The organism is Pseudomonas sp. MH9.3 (assembly GCF_034354675.1).
GTDB lineage: Bacteria > Pseudomonadota > Gammaproteobacteria > Pseudomonadales > Pseudomonadaceae > Aquipseudomonas.
This window is the reverse complement of the sequence record NZ_CP133785.1, coordinates 2,773,408-2,797,269: the sequence shown is the minus strand read 5'-3', so window position 1 is coordinate 2,797,269 and position 23,862 is coordinate 2,773,408. Positions and strand designations below refer to the sequence as shown.

Annotated in this window: 19 protein-coding genes, 1 other RNA gene and 2 pseudogenes; 12 read left to right on the top strand and 10 right to left on the bottom strand. The window is 56.6% G+C overall.

Going from position 1 to position 23,862, the window contains the following annotated elements:
- The first annotated feature begins 12 nt into the window (after positions 1–12).
- Positions 13–951, top strand: a complete 939-nt coding sequence (locus RHM60_RS12200; protein WP_322214531.1) for a hypothetical protein — start codon at positions 13–15, stop codon at positions 949–951.
- Positions 952–1,004: 53 nt separating this feature from the next.
- Positions 1,005–2,219 carry a cation:proton antiporter gene (locus tag RHM60_RS12195; RefSeq protein ID WP_322214530.1) on the top strand — a complete coding sequence of 405 codons (1,215 nt, stop codon included), beginning with the start codon at positions 1,005–1,007 and terminating at the stop codon, positions 2,217–2,219.
- 97 nt (positions 2,220–2,316) lie between these two features.
- On the opposite strand, the pseudogene RHM60_RS12190 reads toward RHM60_RS12195, so the two are convergent.
- Positions 2,317–2,669: pseudogene (locus RHM60_RS12190) on the bottom strand (tyrosine-type recombinase/integrase); the annotation flags it as partial.
- A 754-nt stretch (positions 2,670–3,423) separates the two neighbouring features.
- Here RHM60_RS12190 and RHM60_RS12185 point away from each other — a divergent pair.
- From RHM60_RS12185 to RHM60_RS12160, 6 genes and pseudogenes are all read left to right on the top strand, one after another.
- Positions 3,424–3,837, top strand: a pseudogene (locus tag RHM60_RS12185) (type I restriction-modification system subunit M N-terminal domain-containing protein); the annotation flags it as partial.
- Positions 3,838–3,928: 91 nt separating this feature from the next.
- Positions 3,929–4,984 (top strand): type I restriction-modification system subunit M, encoded by a 1,056-nt coding sequence (locus RHM60_RS12180; protein WP_322214529.1) that lies wholly within the window; start codon positions 3,929–3,931, stop codon positions 4,982–4,984.
- Positions 4,981–6,261 carry a restriction endonuclease subunit S gene (locus tag RHM60_RS12175; RefSeq protein ID WP_322214528.1) on the top strand — a complete coding sequence of 427 codons (1,281 nt, stop codon included), beginning with the start codon at positions 4,981–4,983 and terminating at the stop codon, positions 6,259–6,261. The genes RHM60_RS12180 and RHM60_RS12175 overlap by 4 nt, the downstream gene beginning before the upstream one ends.
- A gap of 1 nt (position 6,262) precedes the next feature.
- Entirely contained in the window at positions 6,263–7,411 is a 1,149-nt protein-coding gene (locus RHM60_RS12170; protein WP_322214527.1) for an anticodon nuclease, read from the top strand.
- 176 nt (positions 7,412–7,587) lie between these two features.
- Complete coding sequence (locus tag RHM60_RS25705) at positions 7,588–7,710, top strand: PDDEXK nuclease domain-containing protein (RefSeq protein ID WP_416195182.1); 123 nt, start codon at positions 7,588–7,590, stop codon at positions 7,708–7,710.
- A gap of 104 nt (positions 7,711–7,814) precedes the next feature.
- Complete coding sequence (locus tag RHM60_RS12160; protein WP_322214526.1) at positions 7,815–10,913, top strand: type I restriction endonuclease subunit R; 3,099 nt, start codon at positions 7,815–7,817, stop codon at positions 10,911–10,913.
- 247 nt (positions 10,914–11,160) lie between these two features.
- Here RHM60_RS12160 and RHM60_RS12155 read toward each other — a convergent pair whose 3' ends face one another.
- The 7 genes from RHM60_RS12155 to smpB form a co-directional block, all read right to left on the bottom strand.
- Positions 11,161–11,436, bottom strand: a complete 276-nt coding sequence (locus RHM60_RS12155; protein WP_322214524.1) for a hypothetical protein — start codon at positions 11,434–11,436, stop codon at positions 11,161–11,163.
- The gene (locus RHM60_RS12150; protein WP_322214523.1) at positions 11,433–12,413 is read right to left on the bottom strand and encodes an integrase domain-containing protein; all 981 of its coding nucleotides are present in this window, start codon (positions 12,411–12,413) and stop codon (positions 11,433–11,435) included. The genes RHM60_RS12155 and RHM60_RS12150 overlap by 4 nt, the downstream gene beginning before the upstream one ends.
- A 943-nt stretch (positions 12,414–13,356) precedes the next feature.
- A complete protein-coding gene (locus RHM60_RS12145; RefSeq protein ID WP_322214522.1) occupies positions 13,357–14,613 on the bottom strand; it encodes an integrase domain-containing protein in 1,257 nt (418 codons plus the stop codon).
- 187 nt (positions 14,614–14,800) lie between these two features.
- Positions 14,801–15,197, bottom strand: a transfer-messenger RNA (tmRNA) gene (gene ssrA, locus RHM60_RS12140).
- A gap of 96 nt (positions 15,198–15,293) precedes the next feature.
- Positions 15,294–15,575: a hypothetical protein gene (locus RHM60_RS12135; RefSeq protein WP_322214521.1), complete on the bottom strand. Its 282-nt coding sequence runs from the start codon at positions 15,573–15,575 to the stop codon at positions 15,294–15,296.
- Positions 15,576–15,711: 136 nt separating this feature from the next.
- On the bottom strand, positions 15,712–18,522 hold the full coding sequence (locus RHM60_RS12130) for an FAD-binding and (Fe-S)-binding domain-containing protein (protein ID WP_322214520.1): 2,811 nt from the start codon (positions 18,520–18,522) through the stop codon (positions 15,712–15,714).
- Between the two features lie 192 nt (positions 18,523–18,714).
- Positions 18,715–19,197 carry an SsrA-binding protein SmpB gene (smpB, locus tag RHM60_RS12125; RefSeq protein WP_003235073.1) on the bottom strand — a complete coding sequence of 161 codons (483 nt, stop codon included), beginning with the start codon at positions 19,195–19,197 and terminating at the stop codon, positions 18,715–18,717.
- 167 nt (positions 19,198–19,364) lie between these two features.
- On the opposite strand from smpB, the gene RHM60_RS12120 reads away from it, so the two are divergent.
- Both RHM60_RS12120 and RHM60_RS12115 read left to right on the top strand, forming a co-directional pair.
- Positions 19,365–19,799 carry a type II toxin-antitoxin system RatA family toxin gene (locus RHM60_RS12120; RefSeq protein ID WP_003235071.1) on the top strand — a complete coding sequence of 145 codons (435 nt, stop codon included), beginning with the start codon at positions 19,365–19,367 and terminating at the stop codon, positions 19,797–19,799.
- On the top strand, positions 19,792–20,094 hold the full coding sequence (locus RHM60_RS12115) for an RnfH family protein (protein ID WP_322214518.1): 303 nt from the start codon (positions 19,792–19,794) through the stop codon (positions 20,092–20,094). Before RHM60_RS12120 ends, RHM60_RS12115 begins: the two co-directional genes overlap by 8 nt.
- A 63-nt stretch (positions 20,095–20,157) precedes the next feature.
- On the opposite strand, the gene RHM60_RS12110 is transcribed toward RHM60_RS12115, so the two are convergent.
- The gene (locus tag RHM60_RS12110; protein ID WP_057008727.1) at positions 20,158–20,688 is read right to left on the bottom strand and encodes an outer membrane protein assembly factor BamE; all 531 of its coding nucleotides are present in this window, start codon (positions 20,686–20,688) and stop codon (positions 20,158–20,160) included.
- 98 nt (positions 20,689–20,786) lie between these two features.
- On the opposite strand from RHM60_RS12110, the gene fur reads away from it, so the two are divergent.
- Positions 20,787–21,191 carry a ferric iron uptake transcriptional regulator gene (gene fur / locus RHM60_RS12105; protein ID WP_003194220.1) on the top strand — a complete coding sequence of 135 codons (405 nt, stop codon included), beginning with the start codon at positions 20,787–20,789 and terminating at the stop codon, positions 21,189–21,191.
- Positions 21,192–21,279: 88 nt separating this feature from the next.
- On the opposite strand, the gene recN is transcribed toward fur, so the two are convergent.
- The gene (gene recN / locus RHM60_RS12100) at positions 21,280–22,953 is read right to left on the bottom strand and encodes a DNA repair protein RecN (protein WP_231422618.1); all 1,674 of its coding nucleotides are present in this window, start codon (positions 22,951–22,953) and stop codon (positions 21,280–21,282) included.
- Between the two features lie 254 nt (positions 22,954–23,207).
- Between recN and grpE the strand changes: the two genes are divergently transcribed.
- Entirely contained in the window at positions 23,208–23,768 is a 561-nt protein-coding gene (gene grpE, locus RHM60_RS12095; RefSeq protein ID WP_003235061.1) for a nucleotide exchange factor GrpE, read from the top strand.
- The last annotated feature ends 94 nt before the right edge of the window (positions 23,769–23,862 follow it).

Here is a 23,862-nt window from a genome sequence, read left to right as displayed (position 1 = left end):
AGGATCGCTCCCATGGAAGAACGACCGTTTCCCTATGATGTGCACCTATACGACCGGCGCTTCCTCAATTGCTTCCAGCGACACGCCGTAGTCTTCATGAAGCGCCTAGGTATCGAGGTGGACTGGCTGTTCTACAATGCCTTGCCTACGGCAGGCAGTATTTTCCAGCAAATGGTGGTGGAAAATAAACCTAAGTACGCGCTGCAAAGCCCCTACTTCGCTGAAGAAGACCTGGCGCTGCTTGGGGTGGGGTTTCATGAGCAGCACGCTGAGTCCCTGGATGACCTGCTGCCGGTCATCCACCAGCAGATCCAAGCTAATGGGTGCGCCTTTTTATCGGGTGACGTGTACTACTTCGCCCATTGCCCCGAATACCGCAGCAAGCATGCCCAGCATGTCGTGGTGCTGCGCCAAGCGAATGCAAATGGTACCTGGGACATTGTGGATGACAATGCCGCCAGTGTTCTGTGCGAGTACCGCTACCCGCAAGAAGTCCTCGATCAGTTTTTCCAGAATGACGGTGGTCGGCGCATGTTTTGTCTGGAGTGGACTCCGACGCCTCTGAGCGATATCGAACCCGTGATCCGCCGGCGTCATGAAACGTTTCTGAACAACCGCACCGATGACACTTGGTTCTATCACAACCTTGAACCTGTGCTGGATAACTCATTGGCGTGCGATACGACCAAGTATCGGGCGTTGCATGACGTGTTCACGCTGCTGGCGGGTTCACGTCATTGCTTTGCCCGCTACCTCGCCATAACGGCAGCGCCGGACGTCATCCAGGAGCGAGTTGCACGCTTTGCCGAGGAGGCAAGCGTACTCAAAAGCTTAATGGTGATGGCGCAGGTCACCGGCAAGCTGCGCCGCCGTGATGTCCTCGAACGCTGTGCGGCCCTGGCGGGCCTGGAAGCTGATTACCTTAACGACCTGCGTCTGGCGAGTAACTGAAAAGTTTCGCTTCAGTACGTGCAGCCGCTGCGCCCCGTCTACAGGATCCTGCCATGAACTTTCTTATTCAGGCGTCGCTGATCTTCAGCATGCCGTTGTTATTCTGGTTGCCACTGCGGCGCTTCGTACCGCTCGTGCTAGTCCAGATCCTGTGTGGCATATTGATTGGGCCGAGTTTGCTGGGCCGCTTGGCTCCCGAGCTTTACGCCAGCGTATTTCCACCCAACACGGGCGTGGCCCTGTCGAGCCTCTCGGCACTGGCAATCGTCTGCGTGGGCTTTATCGCCGGCATGGAACTGGAACTCGACGAACTCAAGCATCAGGCACGCCGAGTACTGCATGCAGGTTTCCTGAGTTATCTCATTCCTGCGGTGGGGGGCGGATGCTTCGCCTGGTGGGCGGGGCATCAATGGCCGGAGCTGTTGGGGGAGCGCGCCACATCAGGGGTCTTTGCCGTGGCCGGTTCGATTTGCTTCGGGGTAACTGCACTTCCCGTCCTGGCGGCGATTTTGCGCGAGATGAATCTTTCCAGCAGTCGGCTTGGCCACACATCGCTCACCTTGGCCGCCATCAATGACCTGCTATTGTGGAGTTGCCTGACCGCTCTGATGCTGGCAACTTCACAACCAAATGCTGCGCAACACGCCTGGGTTTGGCTGCTTTTGCCGGTACTGCTGGCAGCCGGGTTTATATTTCGTCCGTGGCTACGCAAATGGTTCGAGAGCCTGACTCAAATGAAGGAGCTTTCGACAAGTGCGCTAAGCATTGTGTTGGTTGGGCTTTTCCTTTCAGCCAGCGTCAGCGAAATGCTGGGGATGCATGCGGTGATCGGCTCTTTCATTTTCGGCATGCTCTTGCCAAAGGCACTGCGTCAGCACTTCACCAAGCTGACCGCCCCCTTCAGTAACGCGGTGCTACTGCCCTTCTTCTTTGTATCGGCAGGGCTCAGCCTCGACATCAGCGCCAGCCCTGCGTGGATGTTCTTCATGCTTAGCGTGGTGGTGGGCAGCGGCCTTAAAATCATCAGTACAGCCATCCCCGTGCACGCGTGGGGATGGAGTTGGCGCGAAGCCTTGCAACTGGGGGCGCTTATGCAGAGCAAGGGGCTGATGGAGATAGTTGTCCTTCGCGCGCTTTACGACGCAGGGATTATTTCGCAAAGCTGCCTAACGGCACTCCTGTTGATGGCGCTGGTCTGCACTGCACTGGCGATGCCTCTGACACGCGGATTGGCGCCGCAGGTCCACCGGAAATACCTGATGGAGTGAGCCTCTGCACACGGGAATGCGGAGCCTTCCCGTGTGCAGAGGCTTGGTATGAGCAGCGCTGGCAAGCAGACGATTTGGCGACTTCTGGATATGCTCTACCACTGAGTTGCTTGAGCGTTTCCGGTAACGAAAGTGCCTGATCGGTGAGGGGGATTGTGTTCGGCCGGCGCTTTTTCATGCGCTCTGGCGGAATGCTCCAAATGCGCGTGTCGAAGTCGATATCTGCCCATCGTGTGGTGGCTGCTTCGGCAGGGCGGGTCATCGTGTGTAACTGCCATTCGATCAGGCAGCGGGTCGTGCGTTTGATGCTGGCATTCGCGATTTCCATCATGAGCTCGGTAAGCTCCTCAGGTGGTAGCGCAGCCATGTTCTCTTTTTAGGTTTCTTGAACACCGCCCGAATTCCATTAAGGGGGTTCGCAAAAATCAGCCCGGAGTTGACCCCGTAGGTCCCGGGATACCACCTGGGATACCAAAGCGACTGGAACCCAGAAACCCTCCAAAGATCCCATAAGCTCTGAAGCCCTTGTATTTACTGGATTTCAGGCACAAAAAAAGACGTCCGTGGACGTCTTTAGATGTAAAAAAGTGGTGGGCCGGGGTAATTTGAAACAAGTCGGTATCTATTTGTTTTTTCTGATTAACAATTTATTGGCCAACTTGTTTGGAATACCAGTTGGAACGCTGCGTGGTCTGGATTCCGATGGACGGTGCTTTTTGAGCTCCGCCCCCACAAACGAATCGGGGATCGAATCTCTCAAGCAAATGGTTGCGCTGTTGATTGTTACCCTACGCGTACGATGTCCCCTCTCGCAGGCACATTCACTGTTGCAATACGTACGCCCATATTTGCGACGTGCAAAAACGTGGGGCTGCGTAAGAAGTCTCGGGCTACCCTCCGCCCGCCCTTATAGGGCAGATCCTTACGCTGGCAGGGGAAAAAGCAAGAGAAACGGTATCGGCATTCATCCACACGGCGGGCAGTTTCTAGGCGTCATCAAGCCGCAAAAGTCAACGTGTTTTTGTAGGTATGTTATTGATTATAGGGTGCAAAGAAAGCCCACGGCAGTATATCTAACTGAAGGGAGCACATAGAATGAGCATCTTTGTGCCAACGTCGATTCGACACGCACATAACACAATCCAGGTCAGGTCCGAATGCTATGGAATGACCATGTAAACCGCATTGAAACAGGATAAGCAGTATGACCAGTGCCCAACAGCGTTCCGCCCTGCACCGTCAGATCTGGGCTATCGCCAATGACGTGCGTGGCGCCGTCGATGGCTGGGACTTCAAGCAGTACGTGCTTGGCGCCCTGTTCTATCGTTTCATCAGCGAGAACTTCATCGACTACATCACCGGCGGCGACAGCGCGGTTAATTACGCGGCGATGGAGGATGCTGACCCGCTGATCGCCGCCGCCAAAGATGACGCCATCAGGACCAAGGGCTATTTCATTGCCCCCAGCCAACTGTTCAGCAACGTGGTCGCCAAGGCGAGCAGCAACGACAGCCTGAATACCGATCTGGCGCGCATCTTCGCCGCTATTGAGAGCTCGGCCAGCGGCTACGCCTCCGAGCAGGACATCAAGGGCCTGTTCGCTGACTTCGACACCACTAGCAACCGCCTGGGCAATACCGTTGCCGACAAAAACAAGCGTTTGGCGGATGTACTCAAGGGTGTGAGCAAGCTGGAGTTCGGCACCTTCGATGCCAGTCACATCGATTTGTTCGGCGACGCCTACGAGATTTCTAATCTCCAACTACGCGGCCAATGCCGGCAAATCCGGCGGCGAATTCTTTACCCCGCAGCATGTGTCCAAGTTGATCGCCCAGTTGGCGATGCACAAGCAGACCAACGTCAACAAGATCTACGACCCAGCTTGCGGCTCCGGCTCGCTGCTGCTGCAGGCGAAAAAGCATTTTGACGCCCATGTCATCGAGGATGGGTTCTTCGGCCAAGAGGTGAACCATACCACCTACAACCTGGCGCGGATGAACATGTTTCTGCACAACATTAACTATGACAAGTTCAACATTCAGCTTGGCGACACGCTGCGCGCCCCGCACTTCGGGGACGACAAACCCTTCGACGCCATCGTCTCCAATCCGCCGTATTCGGTGAAGTGGATCGGCAACGACGACCCCACGCTTATCAACGACGACCGCTTTGCCCCGGCCGGCGTGCTGGCGCCCAAGTCCAAGGCGGACTTCGCCTTCGTGCTGCATGCGCTGAGCTACCTTTCAAGCAAGGGCCGCGCGGCTATCGTCTGCTTCCCCGGCATCTTTTACCGCAGTGGTGCCGAACAGAAGATCCGCCAATACCTGGTGGACAACAATTATGTGGAGACGGTGATCTCGCTAGCGCCCAACCTGTTCTTCGGTACCACCATCGCCGTGAATATCCTGGTGCTGTCCAAGCACAAGCAGGACACCACCACCCAGTTCATCGACGCCAGCGCGCTGTTCAAGAAAGGTACCAACAACAACCTGCTGGAAGACGCGCATATCGCGCAGATCATGCAGGTGTTCGACAGCAAAGCGAACGTCGAACATTTCGCGCAATCGGTGCCGCTGGAAAAGGTGGCCGGCAACGACTACAACCTGTCGGTCAGCAGCTATGTTGATGCCAGAGAAACCCGCGAGGTGGTGGATATTGTCCAGCTCAATGCGGAGCTGAAAGCCACCGTCGCCCGGATTGCGCAGTTGCGCACTGAGATCTGTGCCATCGTGGCGCAGATCGAAGGCGAGGAGCTGGAGGCATGAGTGGCGTGGATTTTTTGGACAAGCTGCTGGATGGAGTAGCAGTGGAGTGGAAGCCAGTTGCAGAGGTATTCTACTTGAGAAACGGCTACACGCCGTCAAAATCCAATAGCGACTACTGGAAGAGTGGTACTATTCCTTGGTTTAGAATGGAAGATATCCGCCAGAACGGTCGGATACTTGGTAGCGCAATTCAAAAGATTTCAGAAGGAGCTGTAAAGGGAGGAAGACTGTTCCCTGCTAATTCAATTATTATTGCAACTTCTGCAACGATCGGCGAGCACGCACTTGTTACTGTTCCGCACTTGGCCAACCAAAGGTTTACGTGTTTGGAGTTAAGGTCGGAGTTTACTAATATTCTCAACATGAAGTTTGTTTTTTACTACTGCTTCTTGCTGGCTGCTTGGTGCAAAAAAAATACGTCGACGTCTAGTTTTTCCTCGGTGGATATGGATGGCTTTAGGAAATTTAAAATTCCCTTCCTCTCCCCAAGTGATCCTGAAAAATCTTTAGAAATACAAGCCAAAATTGTCCGCATTTTGGATACCTTTACCGAGCTTACTGCCGAGCTCACTGCCGAGCTTACCTCCCGCAAAAAACAATACAACTATTACCGCGACCAGTTGTTGAGTTTTGGAGGCGGGGAGGTGAAATGGAGGGCGCTGGGAGATATTGGCGAGTTCATTCGCGGTAAGCGATTTACAAAGGCTGATTACGTCGAAGAAGGCATTCGCGTCATCCACTACGGTGAAATTTATACCCGATATGGTGTGTGGGCGGACCACGCATTTTCAAAGGTTCGGCATGACATGGCTGGTTCGCTGCGCTATGCGGAGCCGGGCGATGTTGTCTTGGCCGGCGTTGGCGAAACGGTGGAGGATGTAGGCAAGGCTGTTGCGTGGCTAGGAGCTCAGAGTGTGGCCATTCACGATGATAGCTATGCTTTTCGCCACTTAATGAATCCAAAGTACGTCTCCTATGCGATGCAAACGGCTTCATTCAATTCTCAGAAGACTAAGCATGTGTCTAGCGGGAAAGTTAAACGCATACTCATCGAGGGTTTTAAAAAAGAAGTTCGGATTCCTGTTCCATACCCCGATGATCATGTCAGATCGCTTGCAGAACAGGCTCGTATCGTCGCTATTCTTGACAAGTTTGACACGCTCACCAACTCCATCAGCGGTGGCTTGCCCCGCGAGATCGAACTGCACCAGAAGCAATACGAGTATTACCGCGATCTGCTGCTGAGCTTTCCCAAGCCGGAAGAGACGGTGGCCTGAAATGAGCAAGACGTTGACTGAGATCGCCGAGCAGTTAAAGAACAATAAGAAGGTGCAGCTGATCTATGCCTTCAACGGCACGGGCAAGACGCGCCTGTCGCGCGAGTTTAAACAGTTGGTCGCAAAGGGCGACGTTGAAGAGGCGTTTGATACACCGGCGGCGTCGCGCCACAAAATTATCTACTTCAGTGCTTTTACCGAAGACCTATTCTATTGGGACAACGATTTGGCGCTGGATGCCGAGCCCAGGCTGCGGATTCAGCCAAACTCATTCACGGACTGGCTGCTAGCGATGCTTCGTGACCTAGGGCAGGATGGCAACATTGCTAGATACTTCCAGCATTACACAAGCGACAAACTAACCCCACATTTCAGTGCGGACTTTTCGGAAGTCACTTTTTCGCTGGAGCGCGGTGATGACCAAGGCTCGGGGAATCTCAAGATTTCTAAGGGCGAAGAAAGCAATTTCATCTGGAGTATTTTTTACACGTTGCTAGACCAAGTCGTCAGCACCCGCAATGTGCCTGAGCCGGAGGACCGTGAGACGCGGGAGTTCGATCAGTTGGAGTACGTGTTCATTGATGACCCGGTGAGTTCGCTGGACGAAAACCATCTTATCGAGCTGGCGGTCAATCTTGCAGGGCTGATCAAGGCCAGTCCGTCGGAGCTGAAATTCGTCATCACCACCCACAGCCCGCTTTTCTACAACGTGCTGCACAATGAGCTTGGCCTCAACAAGGGTGGCAAAAAAGAGGGTTGCTATTTACTGGGCCGTCTCGATGACGGCAGCTTTGATCTGTGCGTCAAGTACGGCGACTCAAACAAGAGTTTTTCTTACCATCTCCACTTGCGGCAGACCCTTGAGCAAGCGATTGCCGCTGGCCAGGTACAGCGCTATCACTTCACCCTGCTGCGCAACCTCTACGAAAAAACCGCCAGCTTTCTGGGTTATCCGCAATGGTCGGCGCTTTTGCCTGACGACAAGCAGGCTTACCTGAACCGAATTATGCAGTTCACCAGCCACAGCACGCTGTCCAATGAGAGCGTCACTGAGCCAACTCCGCAGGAAAAGCAGACGGTCAAGTTGCTGCTGAACCATCTGGTGGCCAACTACGGCTATTGGCAACAGGAAGAGGCGCCGGGCGCCTGATCGAGTGACGAGATCTGTTGTCGTGACGTTGGAGAGGAACAACGCATGGGCGAAATCACCCGCACCAGCAATTGCCGACAGACGCAGGCTACCATCAAGCAGCACGTTCAAAGCTCGCAGAAGGCCGGTGGGTTCAGCCGGAGTACATCGGCAAACTCAATTTCTATCTGTCCGCCGTGGACGATCAGTTGCGTGCCGCAGACGACCAGCCGACCATTGGCCTGATCCTGTGCAAAGACAAGGACAAACTGGATGTGAAGCACGCGTTGCGTGATATCCACAGACGCCATGGGCGTTAGCTCATTCATCACCAAGGACATTCCACTGGACGTGCAGTCGCAATTGCCGACAGTGGAGCAAATTGAAAGCGAACTCGCACAGGGACATGGGGAGACCCCAAGCAATGACTGATTACAAGACCATCGCCGAGTCCAATACCTTCATCGTGCTCGACAGGTACGCCAGAGAATGGAAAGTTGCCGAGAGCTACCAGAGCGAAGGCGATCTGGAGCGCGAGTTCATCCAGGATCTGGTCAATCAGGGCTATGAGTATTCCACCGAGCTGAAGACTATGCCGGCGCTGCTGGCCAATGTGCGCATGCAGTTGCAGGCGCTGAACGGCGTCGAATTTTCCGACGCTGAGTGGGCGCGCTTCGTTGAAAGCTGGCTTGACAAGCCCAGCGACAGCATCCTCGACAAGACCCGCAAGGTTCACGACGATTATGTACATGACTTCGTGTTCGATGACGGGCGCATCCAGAATATCTACCTGCTGGACAAAAAAAACCTGACCCGCAACAAGATGCAGGTTATCAAGCAGTTCGAGCAGGCGGGCAGCCACGCCAACCGCTACGACGTAACTATTCTGGTCAATGGCCTGCCGCTGGTGCAGGTGGAGTTGAAGAAGCGTGGCGTGGCGATCCGCGAAGCCTTCAATCAGGTGCACCGCTACAGCAAGGAGAGCTTTAACATCGAGCATTCGCTGTTCAGGTATCTGCAGCTGTTCGTGATCTCCAATGGCACTGATACGCGCTACTTCGCCAACACCACGCGGCGCAACAAGCACAGTTTCGACTTCACCATGAACTGGGCGCAGGCCGACAACAGCCCAATCAAGGATCTGAAGGACTTCACCGCGACCTTCTTCCAGAAGCGCACCCTGCTCGGTGTACTGCTCACCTATTCGGTGTTCGACGTCAGCAACACCCTGCTGGTGATGCGCCCGTACCAGATTGCCGCCACCGAGCGCATCCTGTGGAAGATTCGCAGTGCCAGGCAGGCCAAGCGCTGGAACAGCACAGAGGGCGGCGGTTATATCTGGCACACTACCGGCTCGGGCAAGACGCTGACCAGCTTCAAGGCAGCGCGCCTGGCCACCGAGCTGGAGTTCATCGACAAGGTATTCTTCGTGGTGGATCGCAAGGATCTGGATTACCAGACCATGAAGGAGTACCAGCGTTTTTCACCCGACAGCGTCAATGGCTCGGAGAGCACCGCAGGCCTCAAGCGCAACCTGGACAAGGACGACAACAAGATCATCGTCACCACCATCCAGAAGCTCAACAACCTGATGAAGACCGAAGGCGACCTGCCGGTGTACCACCAGCAGGTGGTGTTCATCTTCGACGAGTGCCACCGTAGCCAGTTTGGCGAGGCGCAGAAGAATCTGAAGAAGAAGTTCAAGCGCTTCTATCAGTTCGGCTTCACCGGCACACCGATCTTCCCAAAAAATGCGCTGGGCGCCGATACAACCGCCAGCGTGTTTGGCCGCGAGCTGCATTCCTATGTGATCACCGATGCCATCCGTGACGAGAAGGTGCTCAAATTCAAGGTGGACTACAACGATGTCCGTCCACAGTTCAAGGCTCTGGAAGCCGAGCAGGACGAGAAGAAGCTCAGCGCTGCGGAGAACCGCCAGGCTTTGCTCCACCCCACGCGCATCCGTGAAGTCTCGCAGTACCTGCTCACGCATTTTCGCCAGAAGACCCATCGTTTGCAGGGAGCGAACAAGGGCTTCAATGCCATGTTAGCGGTGAGCAGCGTTGATGCCGCCAAGACGTACTACGAGACGCTGCAGAAGCTGCAGGAAGGCAGCGACAAGCCGCTGCGCATCGCCACCATCTTCTCCTTCGCCCCCAATGAAGAACAGGACGCCATTGGCGACATTGTCGATGAGAGCTTCGAAGTGTTGGCGATGGATAGCACCGCTAAAGAGTTCCTGAGCGCGGCGATTGCTGACTACAACGCGTTGTTCAAAAGCAGTTTCGGCGTGGACAGCAAGGGCTTCCAGAATTACTACCGCGACCTGGCAAAGCGCGTGAAGGATCAGGATATCGACCTGCTGATCGTGGTAGGCATGTTCCTGACCGGCTTCGATGCGCCAACGCTCAACACGCTGTTCGTCGACAAAAATCTGCGCTATCACGGGCTGATCCAGGCCTATTCACGCACCAACCGCATCTTCGATGCCACCAAGACTTTCGGTAATATCGTCACCTTCCGCGATCTGGAGCAGGCCACGGTCGACGCCATCACGCTGTTCGGTGACAAGAATACGCGCAATGTGGTGCTGGAAAAAAGTTATAAGGAGTACATGGAGGGCTTCACCGACACGATGACCGGTGAGGCGCGGCGTGGCTTCATGGATGTGGTGACGGAGCTGGAGCAGCGTTTTCCCGACCCGGCCAACATCATCAAGGAATCGGAGAAGAAAGCCTTCGCCAAGTTGTTCGGCGATTTCGTGCGCGTGGAAAACGTGCTGCAGAACTACGACGAGTTTGCCGCGCTCAAGGCGCTGCAGACGGTCGATACCAGCGATGCTCAGGCCGTGGAAGCATTTAAGCTTGAACACCACCTGGATGACGAGAAGTTAGCCGAGCTGCAGACCATCCGCCTGCCTGTCGAGCGCAAAGTCCAGGATTATCGCTCCACCTACAATGACATTCGAGATTGGCTGCGGCGGGAGAAAGCGGGTAACGAAGTAGGGAAGTCCACCATTGACTGGGACGATGTGGTGTTCGAAGTGGACCTGCTCAAGTCCCAGGAAATCAACTTGGATTACATCCTCGAGCTGATCTTCGAGAAGAACAAGAAGATAAAGGGCAAGGCGGCACTGGTCGAGGAGATGCGCCGGGTGATTCGCGCCAGCCTGGGTAATCGTGCCAAAGAAAGCCTGGTAGTGGACTTCATCAACCAGACCGAGCTGGATCGGATTGGTGACAAGGCTAGTGTGATCGACGCTTTTTACTCTTTCGCCCAATCAGAACAGCGGCGCGAGGCGCAAGAGCTGATCAGCGATGAGGAACTGAATGAAGGGGCAGCTAAACGCTACATCGCCACTTCGCTAAAACGGGAATTTGCTAGCGATAATGGAACTGAGCTAAGTTCCGTTTTACCTAAGATGAGTCCACTTAATCCGGCTTATTTGGCAAAAAAACAAAGTGTCTTTGACAAAGTTGCTATTTTTGTCGATAAGTTCAAGGGTGTTGGAGGGCAAATTTAATGGGCGACCTGTTAGCGTCCCCCTACTATTGGCTCGTGGGCCGCCGCGAGTCCTATTCGTCTTCACAGGCCTGTTGGGAAGTTTGAAGAATACCAGCTTGGCGCGGGTGACGGCCTTTGCTCCTAGCGATTACAGCGGGATTTGGGAAGGCGCAGTTAACAGCGGCGTCGAGCTTGGCAACTTAGGCACGCGGCCTTGCGGCCCTGACCGAAGGGTCGCTGTGGGGGGCGATAGCAGCCGGTCTCGCTCAGAGATTGAAACCCCATGTTTTTTGTAATCGACGAGCGAGCAGCCGCACGGTCAGCAAATAGTAATACCGTGTTGCATCGCTGCGTCGATTTGGGCGACGTTCGAGAAACCAAGTCACATGCTTTCGCCGCCAAGCCGAGGGCGTATCTCGCTTCCAGCGTTCTGCGATTTCAGCTTGGATAATTTTCGCCTGTCGTAAATGGCGTTGCCGTGTTGCATGCGCCCCGGTCAGCACGCCAGCCAGGAACAGCTCCATATCGAATGGCTTACTCATGGCCTTCCCCCGATGTAGGCAGCCACCACATCGATCCGACCGTGCCCCAGCTCATAGCTGATTTGCCTCCGTGCCTCACGATCAAGGTTACTATCTGCTAGGCAATATTGGCCGCCGTTGATAGGCGCACGGTGATGGGTGATTTGCTCAAAGCGCTCACAAGCGTACGCCGCTCGCAGCTCATGGAAGCCCTTGAGGTTCTGTGCATGCAGGATTTCCCGCGCAGGGCGGATGACTTCTTGCAAAAGATTCATGTAGCTTTCGTGTGGCGCAATCAGGTTGCGGCTACCCGCAGGCAACATCTGGCGTGCAAACCCAAGTGCCCCTCGAACATGATCGTCCACCGCAATCCAACGTGGTGCCGAGGCACCGGCGCGGCCGCCTTTGGTGCCATCCTGGATGTTGATCCTGCCTAGGTCGTTAGCCTCACGGCTTAGCCGTGGCAGGTCAGCCAAGATGGCCTCACGCAAGCGCATGCCAGTGGCTCGTGCCAACAAAACGATCGCAGCGGCTCGTAGCTGATGATGGCGGCAAAGCGCATCGACGATCAGGTTAACCTGTTCGCGGTCTTGGCCCTGAGGCACCGATTGTCGAACCCCGGTGCGCTTCATACCCAACGCCTTGCACGGACTTGGCAACTTCACACACTGATCGCCGCGAAGCGCCGCCATGGTCCTGTTAACGCTGGATAGCCGGTTTTGTGCAGTGCTGATGGCGAGGTCACCGCACGCTACAATGTCGCGCAGATACGCCGCATAGTCGGCCAACACCTTCCGATCAATCTGCCGCGCATCATTGATACCGGGTCCCTGTTCGGAGCGGCACCACTTCACGAATGCCTGCCAACGATCACAGTGTGCCTTGACCGTGCCGTAGTGGCCGCCGGCGAACATGTCTTTCAGCGCCTGCGGCCCTGCATAGCTCAATTGTCTGCCATAGCCAAAATTACGGCCGTCGCGCCTACCCACTAGTGCCATGTCGATCACCTCATCGCCCGTTTTCCGATCCTCGCCCCACGTCATCCCGCCAAGAATGCTGAGTGTTATCAGGGATCAAGGCCCCTGCGATCTGTGGGGATGTCATCTAACGCGGGACTGGCGGCTCCTTACGTCCGAGAGCAAGGGCATCTCATGATCTGGCCTCCTGAGCACCGTTACCGGTGGGCGGGTGGAGACTGCATTGGCTGACGAGACCAGTGCCGCGAGATCCTGAGCCAGGTGCAAGCAGCAATGTGATGACCGGGGCATGCCTGACTGTCAGTCAGGTGCAGTCCATTCCCTGGTCTGCGGCACCATCATCTACATGGCTGTTGCAGGTGACATCGGCGTTGTCACGCCGATTGTCACGAGGGGAGTTGCCGCAAAGCCATGTGCGATGACGGCTGCAGCAGTGGTAGAAGTGCCCGTCTCTTTCCAGAAGAAAGAGACGGGCACAGGTTGGCGCAAAATTCGGCCAAGCGGATAGATTGCTGCAGGGCAGCACACTAGGGTGTAGCTGGCGCACGAGGGCCATGAGATTAGAGAGCATCCATCACCGGGGAGGTGACCGGGCGAGCTGCCGGATGCGAATCGCCCTTGGGGAGAACCACCGCGCGAACGGCGTGACCTTGAAGGTTCGGGTCACCTGGGGTGCTGTCATCGACAGCGCTTGCACGGCCATTTCTACGCCTATGGATAAACCCGGTCAAGGGTCGAAGTTCATCGCTATTTGGGACGTGAAAAGCAGTTATCCACCAGTGGAATTCCCTGGTAAAACCCGGATAACGTCGTGGCTTTTAGCTCTTCAAAGTAAGGTCCATCCAAACAGGGCGGCTTTGCAGCCCTGTTTGGATGGACCCGCGCTTAGAAGCGGATAAGCGAGGTTGCTTGCCCAGAATCCCAAGCGCTCAGTTGTTGCTGCCGTTATTGCGGCTGTACGGCGCTAGCGGATCGGCACCACGTTCTTGTCTCTGACTTTGCCGTATGTCGAGGCAAGCAGGCTGCCGGTGGCGGCTTTCTGGATGTACTCACTCCACCACGCCATCATCGGACGCCGGCGCTCGATGTAGTCGGCTCGGTTGTAGGCGCTGCGCACCTCATCCTTGTCGACATGCGCCAGTGCGACCTCAATGAGCTCCGGGTCCCACCCGTGCTCATTCAAGATGGTGCTGGCCATCGAGCGCATGCCGTGGCTGACCAACCGGTCCTGGAACCCCATGCGTTTCAACGCCATGTTGGCGGTCTGGCTATTGGCGTGAGTGCGCGGATTTCTGTCTGCCGGGAAGACGTATTCGCGATGGCTGCTGTGAGTCTTCAGTGACTCCAACAGTGCGACAGCGTGATCACTCAACGGGATGCTGTGAGGGCGGCGCTTCTTCATCCGATCCGGTGGGATAGTCCAGACACGCCTTTGAAAGTCGATGTCTGCCCAGCGAGTAGTTGCCGCCTCGGCGGGACGAGTCATCGTGTGCAACTGCCATTCGATCAGGCAGCGGGTAGTGCGTTTGATACTGGCGTTCGCGATCTCCAGCATGAGCTCCGGGAGCTCTTCTGGCGGAAGCGCAGCCATGTTCTCTTTCTTGGGCTTCTTGAATACTGCCCTGATGCCGGTGAGTGGGTTGGCGAAGGTCAGGCCGGAGTTGACGCCGTAGGTCATGATCTCGTTTAGCCGCTGGCTGAGACGCTTGACCGTCTCCAGGCTGCCTTTCGCTTCGATTGGGCGAAGCAATCCGATCACCATCGGTGCGGTGATTTTCGCGAGTGGTGTCGTCCTCAAGTCCGGGAGCACGTGCAGCGTGAGCGACCGCCAAATGTCCTCGGCATAGGCCGGGGTGACCGAGTCTTTCTTGAGCTCGAACCAGGCGGTGGCCACGTTCTCGAAGGTGTGTTCTGTTTCTGCGCGCTTCGCTTCATTTAGCGTATTACGCTGCACCTTGGGATCGATGCCTTGGGCGAGCAGCTCACGCGCATCGACTGCCATCTTTCGTGCATTCGCCAGTGACAGTTCGGGGTAGGTCCCAAAGCCGATGTTGATGCGCTTCTTGGTCACTGGTTTACGGTAATTGAAATTCCACAGCAACGAGCCGTTGCTGCGTACACGGAGTTGCAAACCGTCACCGTCGGCGAGGACGTAATCCTTGGACGCGGGTTTGACTCCCTTGAGCTGTCGATCAGAGAGGCGGAGGGCTGGAGCAGGCATGAGATTTTCCTCAGGCACTGATTTGGTATTCCAAAGGTTAGCACCGAATGGGTTGGAATACCGTTTGGAATACCCGAATGGCTGGAACTCAAAAAATCTCAGAAGACCGCAAAAGCGCTGGAGGCCGCGTATTTACTGGATCGCAGGCACAAAAAAAGACGTCCGTGGACGTCTTTAGATGTTGAAGTGGTGGAGCCGGGGGGATTTGAACCCCCGTCCGCCAGTACTCCGCTGTCGGTACTACATGCGTAGCCGTTTCTATTAAGTTAACCCTCAGCGACCCGAAGGGCAGGGTGCTTTGGGCGAGTTGTGTAAGTTTTAGCCGCTTCGTCCACAACGTACTGCACGGCGATTCTGTTCTATATGACAATCACTTTGGGTTTACAGACATCCCCTGGTGATTGCTGGACCCGAAGGTACCAGAAGCTCAGGGCTAAGGCTGCTTACGCAGCGAGAGCGAATTCCTGGCCGTAGTTTTCGTCATTGGCAACTATAAGAAGTTGCAACAGTGGATTTACGAGTTCTGTTACCAACTCGGCATGCACCTAAAGTTTCGCGACCGGCGTCGAATCCTAAACGGCCCCGTGCTTGTAACTCGTTGTTTCTTAGTGAGTGACAAGCCTGCGCAGTGTACGTCAAATCGTCACGGAAGGCCAACCCGAAGGTTGGCCCTCTCTCGCTTACTGACCGCCTTTGTCGCTGTTTTGCATGTCCTGCAAGGCCTTGGAGCTGATCTCGATGCACTTCTTGTCATCGCCCGCTGCATGAGCAGCCTTGGCCTGGGAGACGGCGGTGTCGATTTCGCCGCTTTTGCCGCTGGTGTCGGTGGCGAGCAGGGCTTTGCCGTTGTTGATTTTGTCGAGGTTGATCTGGCACAGGTCTTTGTCATTACCCGCGGCGAACACAGGGGACGCCAGCATCGCAGCGGTAACAAACAAGCCAGCAAGAGCGGAACGCTTCATGGGGTATCTCCTTGCGCAAAAGGGCTCGACGCTGCTGGCGTTGAACGGCGGCCAGCGACATCACTGATGAGCCTCGTTCGTCGAGGCCTATGCAGATGACTACGCCAGTGCGCAGGGGTTCTGTTTTTTTGCGGGTTTAATGTGTGCGTGCTTTTGTGACTCGGTCAACGAGGTACACCAACCCGTGGTAATCGATGCCGCCGTGCTGGCTCAGGCCGATTTCGCAGGTGCGGCTGGTGGAAATGCCTTCACTGCAAGAGTGCACCGCCGTCTTGAGTGAGCGCAGGGCGTGGGCGTTGAGTTCCGGCGTGGTGAAGCCTTTGTCGCCGGCGAAACCGCAGCAGTGGATACCTTCCGGAATGACCACGGTGTTGGCGCAGCGTCGTGCAAGGTCGATCAGTGCCTGGCTTTCGCCCAGGTGTTGAGTGCTGCAGGTGACGTGCACTGCGATTGGCGCTTGCTGAGGTGTGAAGTCGAGGCGGTCCATCAGGTGGGTGCGGATAAATCGTACGGGGTCGTAGAGGTCCAGGCGTGTTTCGCCCAGGTCTTGCACCAGGCGCAGTGTGCAGGGGCTGGTGTCGCAGTAGATCGGATCGAGGCCGCCACGGCTGGCCTGGAGCAGGGCGCCGATCAGTTCCTGGCGCTTGTGATCGGCCTGTTCGGCGTAGCCTTTTGAGGCGAAGGGTTGGCCACAGCACAGGCTGTCGAGGTTGTCGGGGATGACGACTTGGTAACCGGCTTTTTCCAACAGACTGTGGGTTTTGTCGTACAGCGACATTTGCTCTTTATCTGCGGCCGCCGGCCCCATCGCGCGTGAGACGCAAGCGGCGAGGTAGACCACGCGCGGACGTTCGTCGGTGGCTGCGGGGCTGAAGCGAATGGTTTTTTCCGGTTGCGGCATGGCAGTGGTCCACTGCGGGATCTGCCCCTTGGACAGTCTGCTCATCTGCGCCGACAACTTTGCCAGGTGCGGGGCGCCCAATAGCATGCGCGCGCCGTTGGCGACATGCAGGGTGAATCGCATGCCTTGCAGCGCAGTAGCGAAATGGGCGGCGAGCCATTCGGCTGTTTTCGTACGGTCGGCGTCTCGGCTGCGCAGCTTTTTCACCAGGTCACCGGTATTGATGCCTACAGGGCAGCGCTGGGCGCACAGCCCGGTGGCGGCGCAGGTATCGATGCCCTGGTACTGGTAGGCGGCTTCGAGTTCGGCGGTATCCACGCCCGCGCGTTTCCTGGCCTGGATGTCACGCCAGATCACGATGCGCTGACGCGGGCTCAGGGTCAGGCCATTCGACGGGCACACCGGCTCGCAAAATCCGCACTCGATACACTTATCCACAAGCTCGTCGGCAGCCGGCAGGGGCTTGAGGTGCTTGAGATGGATTTGCGGGTCTTCGCTGAGCACCACGTCCGGGTTGAGAATGCCGTTGGGGTCGAGCAGGCGCTTGAGCTGCCACATCAGTTGATAGGCCTCGCTGCCCCATTCCAGTTCGACGAATGGCGCCATGTTGCGGCCGGTGCCGTGTTCGGCCTTCAACGAGCCGCCGAATTCCACGGCCACCAACTGCGCCACGTCATCCATGAACGCTTGATAGCGTGTGATTTCTTGCGCGCTGTTGAAGCCTTGGGTGAACACGAAGTGCAGATTGCCCTCCAGGGCGTGTCCGAACAGGATGGCTTCGTCGTAGTGATGTTTGTCGAACAGCGCGATCAGACGGTTTACGCCGATGGCCAGTTGCTCGACCGGGAAGGTCACGTCTTCGATGATGACGGTGGTGCCGGTCTTGCGCGCCGCCCCGACGGCGGGGAAGGTGTCTTTGCGGATCGCCCACAGCCGGGCGTTTGCCACGGGGTCTTCAGTGAAGTCGACCTGCTTCTCCACCGCATAGGAGGCCAGGGCCTTCATGATCAGCGCCAGTTGCTCACGGAGTAATGACGGCGACGCCGCGCGGGATTCAATCAATAGGGCGCAGGCTGTTTCCGATAGGTGCTGTACGAATTCGGGCATGCCTGGCTTGTTTTGCACGGAGCGCAGGCTGCGTCGGTCCAGCAGTTCCACCGCGGAAACTGGCTGGGTTTTCAGGGCGGTTACGGCGTTGCAGCAGGTCTCGACATTCGGGAATACGATCAGCGCCGAGGCTTTGTTCGGATGGTCGACCACCGTGTTGTAGGTCACGGCACTGATAAACCCCAGGGTGCCTTCGGAGCCCACCAGCAAGTGGCTGAGGATCTCCAGTGGGTCATCAAAATCCACCAGGGCGTTGAGTGACAGGCCGGTGGTGTTTTTCAGACGGTATTTATGGCGGATGCGTGCGGCCAATTCGGCATTCGCCCGCGTCTGGCGACCGAGTGTCGCCAAGCGTTCAAGCAGCGCGCCGTGCCGATTGCGAAATACCGTGACGCTTGCCGCGTCTTCGGTGTCCAGGCGGCTGCCATCAGCCAACACCAAGCGGATGCCGGCGAGGGTGTGATAAGTGTTCTGCGCCGTACCGCAGCACATGCCGCTGGCGTTGTTGGCGACTATGCCGCCGATTTTGCAGGCATTGATTGACGCCGGATCCGGCCCGATCTTGCGCCCGAACGGGGCGAGCCAGGCATTGGCCTGGGCACCGATTACGCCTGGCTGCAGGCGGATTTGCAGGCCTTGCCCGCGAATCTCGCGGCCGTTCCAATTGTCGCCCAGGACGATCAGTACCGAATCGCTGATGGCCTGCCCGGACAGGCTGGTTCCCGCTGCGCGGAATGTCACGGGTACGCCATCGCGTTGCGCCCATTGCAGCAGCGCGACCACTTCGTCTTCCGACTCGACGCGGATCACCAGGTGTGGGATCAGTCGGTAAAAACTGGCATCGGTACCGAAGGCGAGCGTTGAAAGTGGATCGTCGAAACGCCGATCTTTCGGGATCAGTTGTGCGACATCGCTCAGGAAAGCAGCAGGCAGACTCATCGATCCTCCAGAAACAGCAGACGCCGGAGACGCTGTCCGGTGTCGATTCCTATCCTGTTACGCGCAGGTCATCAGCATACCGGTGAACCGGTAAGTGTGCGCTGGCGTTATCGGGAGCTGTATCGGGAGGAGGTCTGTGGGAGGCGAGGGCATGTAGCCACGAGAGGTTCCCGGGGCTACGCCGTGACAAGGTTAGTCTTCCTTGCCTTTGTTGCGTACGGCGCGATGCAGCTCGCGATTGGAATCGCGCTCGCGTTCGGTGTCGCGCTTGTCGTATTCCTTTTTACCCTTGCCCAGCGCTATCTCGCACTTGACCAGGTGCTTGCTCCAGTACCAGGACAGGCAAATGCAGGCATAGCCTTTCTGTTGCACGGCAGCGGCGAGCTTTTCCAGTTCGCGGGCGTTGAGCAACAGCTTGCGTGTGCGTACCGGGTCGGCAATCACGTGGGTGCTCGCGGTGGTCAGCGGGGTAATATGACTGCCGAGCAGCCACGCCTCGCCATCCTTGAGCAGCACATAGCTGTCAACCAACTGCAGCTTGCTGGCGCGCAGACTTTTTACTTCCCAGCCGGCCAGGACCAGACCAGCCTCGAAACGGTGTTCGATGAAGTAATCGTGTCGCGCCTTTTTATTTTGCGCGATGGTCCCTGTAGGGTGTTTCTTTTGTTTAGCCATAGGGGCGGCATTATAGGGAGTTGCGAGCGTGTCGGCTACGGTCAAGCTGCGTGCTTGAGCGTGTTGAGCGAATCCCGGACAATGCGGGCAGTTCTTTGGTTTTTTTCTCTCGCGGATTGGGCTGTTTTTTTCGCGATGTTTGTCTCAGCAGTGGAAATAACGCTCACATGACGACGCATATTCAACGTTCGGCCCTGCTGCCTTATCCGGCGCAGGCGCTCTATGACCTGGTCAACGACGTGGCGCGTTACCCGGAATTTCTACCCTGGTGCTCGACCGCTGAAGTGCTGGAAGGCAGTGACGAGTACATGGTTGCCAGTGTTGGCGTCGCCAAGGGCGGCCTTAGCCAGCACTTTGTCACGCGCAATATCCTGGTGCCTGGCAAATCCATCGAAATGAATCTGCAGGAAGGCCCTTTTACGCAATTGCATGGCGTATGGGTATTCAAGGCATTGACCGAGAAGGCCTGCAAGATCAGCCTGGATCTGTCCTTTGATTACGCCGGGCCGATTGTGCGGGCGACGTTGGGGCCGCTGTTCAATCAGGCAGCGAATACGTTGGTCGACGCCTTCTGTGAACGAGCCAAGCAACTGCATGGTTGAGATTGAAGTGGTGTATGCCACCGCCGAACGCCAGGTTTTATTGGCTGTAAGTGTGCCGGTCGGTACTCATCTGCGGGCAGCCGTGCAGGCGTCGGGAATGGCTGCGCAATTTCCTGAAGTGGAGCTTGCCGATTGCCCGTTGGGAATTTTTGGCAAGGTGGTGACGGATGCCGAGACTCGCCCTGTGCAGTCGGGTGACCGCATCGAGATTTATCGCCCGCTGCTGGCAGATCCCAAGGAAGTGCGCAGGCTGCGCGCGGCCAAGGCTGCGCTGGCCAGACAGAAAAACGACTAGGCTTGCCAATTGGCAGGCAACAAAAAGCCCGGCATGCCGGGCTTTTTATCGAGCGCCGCTAACTTACTGCGGGCTGGTGTCCAGAGGCTGTGGCGACGGGACTGGAACAGTTTCCACACCGTCGACGTCTTTCTGGATCTTGTCCAGCAAAGAGCCAGGCTTGGCCGGTACTTCGGACTTGGGCTGCTCACTTTGCTGCGCGGGAGCAGGCACAGGTGCAGTGCCGGTGTCCTTGCCAAGCAGGGCTTCATCACGGCTTACGCCAGGCATGAAGTCACCGGAAAGGCTGACGAGCTGATCATTGCCATTGAAAATGACGCTGACGCGTTCCTGCTGGCGTTCACCGCCACCCGGTTGAAGGCTGTACAGATAATCCCAGCGATCGGCATGGAAAGTGTCGGTCAGCAGGGGGTTACCCATGATAAACCGTACTTGCCGTCGGGTCATTCCGGGGCGTAACTGGTCTATCATGTCCTGCGTGACGACATTGCCCTGCTGGATGTCGATTTTGTAAACCCCGGGGAATGAACAACCGGCGAGTGCGAGCAGTCCCACAAAGGTGAAACTGGTTAGCAAGAGCTTGGTGTTTTGCATCGGTGGGCGACTTCCACTATCTTGGCTGGGACAACGTAAACGCCGATCATACCCGTATTAAGAGAAGCTGCGAAGCAGCATCCGCGAGAAAGCTAACCATGGTTGAAAATAGCGAACTACGCAAAGCCGGTCTCAAAGTGACTCTGCCTCGAGTCAAGATTCTACAAATGCTCGATTCTGCTGAGCAGCGCCACATGAGTGCCGAGGATGTCTACAAGGCGCTGATGGAGTCTAACGAGGACGTAGGCCTGGCCACGGTTTACCGTGTGCTGACCCAGTTTGAAGCCGCAGGGCTGGTGGTTCGCCATAATTTCGACGGCGGTCATGCAGTGTTCGAACTGGCTGACGGTGGTCATCACGACCACATGGTTGACCTGGATACCAATGAGGTTATCGAGTTCACCAGTCCGGAAATCGAAGCCCTTCAGCACAAGATCGCTGAGGAGCATGGCTTCGATTTGGTTGACCACAATCTCGTGCTCTACATACGTAAGAAAAAGTAAAAGTCGTTGCAGATTCGCTCTGCAAAACGATAGAAGGCGACCCCAGGGTCGCCTTCGTGCTTTCTATAGGAGGGAGAAGAGACTCAACTCAAGCCTTGGCCGCTACCACCATTTTCTTCGCGTGAGCCAGAGACTCCTTGGTCAAGTCGATGCCGCCGAGCATCCGCGCCACTTCCTCCACGCGCTCGGACTTGTTCAGCTTGGACACGGCCGTATGGGTCGCATCACTGCCTCGGACCTTGTGCACAAACAAATGCTGATGGCCCTGGGCTGCCACTTGCGGCAAGTGAGTCACGGTCAGCACCTGGCCGCGATCTCCAAGCCGACGCAACAACTGGCCGACAATTTCTGCAGTTGGGCCGCCAATCCCCACGTCTACTTCGTCGAACACCAGCGTCGGTACGCGTGACGTTTGTGCGGTGATGACCTGGATCGCCAGGCTGATGCGTGACAACTCACCACCGGACGCCACTTTTGCCAGAGCCTTGAGCGGTTGCCCAGGGTTGGCGCTGACCAGCAGTTCCACCTGTTCCAGGCCGTGAGGCTGCAGTTCGTTGTTGGCATTGGCGCGAAGCTCGATCATGAAGCGGCCGCCCGGCATGCCCAGTCGCTGGATCTCTTGTTCCACTGCACCGGCCAGGCGGGTGGATGCCTGCTGGCGAAGCTCGCTCAGCTCCCTGGCCTTTTCCTGATAATGCCGGGCGAACGAAGCGAGTTCATCGCCCAGCCGCTCTATGGATTCATCATTGGCGTTCAGTGTTTCGATTTCATCCATCAGTTTCTGCTGCATCGCAGCCACTTCACTGGGCTGGATGCGATGTTTGCGCGCCAGGGTATAGATAGTGTCCAGGCGTTCTTCGATTTGCTGCAGGCGTGCAGGGTCGGCATCGAAGTGGTCGAGGAAGCGGTTGAGTTCGCCCACGGCTTCCTCGACCTGGATCTGCGCACTGGTGAGCAGAGTAGTGGCTTCGCTCAGCGAGCCGGATGCGTTGTTTACGCTTGAAAGCCGATTGAGGCTGGCCGTGAGTGCATTCAGTACGTTACCCGAATCACTCTCGCTGCATTGCTCCACCACCTGACGGCATATGCCCAGCAGGGTCTCGGCGTTCGTGAGGTTTTTGTGTTCCTGTTCCAGCTGTTCCAGTTCGCTTTCGCCAAGACTCAGGCTTTCCAGTTCTTCAAGTTGATAGCTGAGCAACTGGTGGCGAGCACGTTGCTCGTCGCCGGAGTTTGAGAGGCGCTCCAGCTCCTGGCGGGTCTGGCGCCAGCGCTGGGCGGCCAGTTGGACCTGGCGCGCCAGTTCGGTGGCGCCTGCGTATTCGTCGAGCAGCCGGCGATGGGTGTCGGTTTTCAGCAGCGACTGATGTTCATGCTGACTGTGGATATCGATCAGCAATTCGCCCAGGGCCTTCAAGTCGCCGAGGGGGCAGGGCGTGCCATTGATATAGCCGCGCGAACGCCCTTCGGCAGTGATGACCCTGCGCAGGATGCAGGGGCCTTCATGGTTCAGGTCGCGCTCGGCCAGCCAGGTTTCGGCCTCGGGGATGTCCGCCAGGTCGAAGGTAGCCAATATGTCGGCCTTGTCTGCACCGGGGCGCACCACGCCACTGTCGGCACGGTCGCCGAGTGTGAGGCCCAGGGCGTCGAGCATGATCGACTTGCCGGCGCCGGTTTCGCCTGTGATTACGCTCATCCCGCGATCCAGTTCGAGATCCAGATGTTCAACGATGGCGTAGTTATGTACGGACAGGTGCACGAGCATGACGGCGGCTCCCAGGCTTTAGGTCTGGTTATTTATACAGTGTTTTATTCAGGGCTGACAATCCTCACGCTTAGCTCGATTTGTTTGGTCAATCATTTTTTTTAGCGCAATGCAGAATGAATACGCAGGAAGTGTGCGTGAGTGCGCGAAAGACTTTTGGTAACGAACGCGCTCTTGAACCTGAAAATTGTGGCCCCATATACCGGAACAGAAGCGCGAGTTGAGTTCGCGCATGATTTTGAAAGGAGAAATCTATGGCTGACGAACAGACGCAGGATACGCAAGCGCCAGACGCCAATTCGGCTGTCGGCGATGAACTGGCGACTCGTGTGCAAGTGCTCGAAGAGCAATTGGTCGCCGCGCAGGACCAGTCTCTGCGTGTTGCCGCCGATCTGCAGAACGTCCGCCGCCGCGCCGAGCAGGATGTGGAAAAGGCACATAAATTCGCGCTGGAAAAATTCGCCAATGACCTGCTGCCGATCATCGACAGCCTGGAGCGTGGGCTCGAATTGTCCAACCCGGACGACGAAAACATCCGTCCGATGCGCGAAGGTATTGAGCTGACCCTGAAAATGTTCCAGGACACCCTGAAGCGTTATCAACTGGAGGCGATCGATCCGCAAGGTGGCGAGCCGTTCAACGCCGAACATCACCAAGCCATGGCCATGCAGGAAAGCCATGACCTGGAGCCTAACAGTGTGTTGAAGGTGTTCCAGAAGGGTTACCAACTTAACGGTCGCTTGCTGCGCCCGGCAATGGTGGTGGTCAGCAAGGCACCGGCACCGGCTGCACCTTCTATTGATGAGCAGGCTTGAAATCCGCCGCAAGGCCCCCATTTATAAGTCAAGCGTTTAAGTGCTACCGCAGTTAGCCACCACTGCTGCGGCATCCAAATTCAAGTTTCGGGAG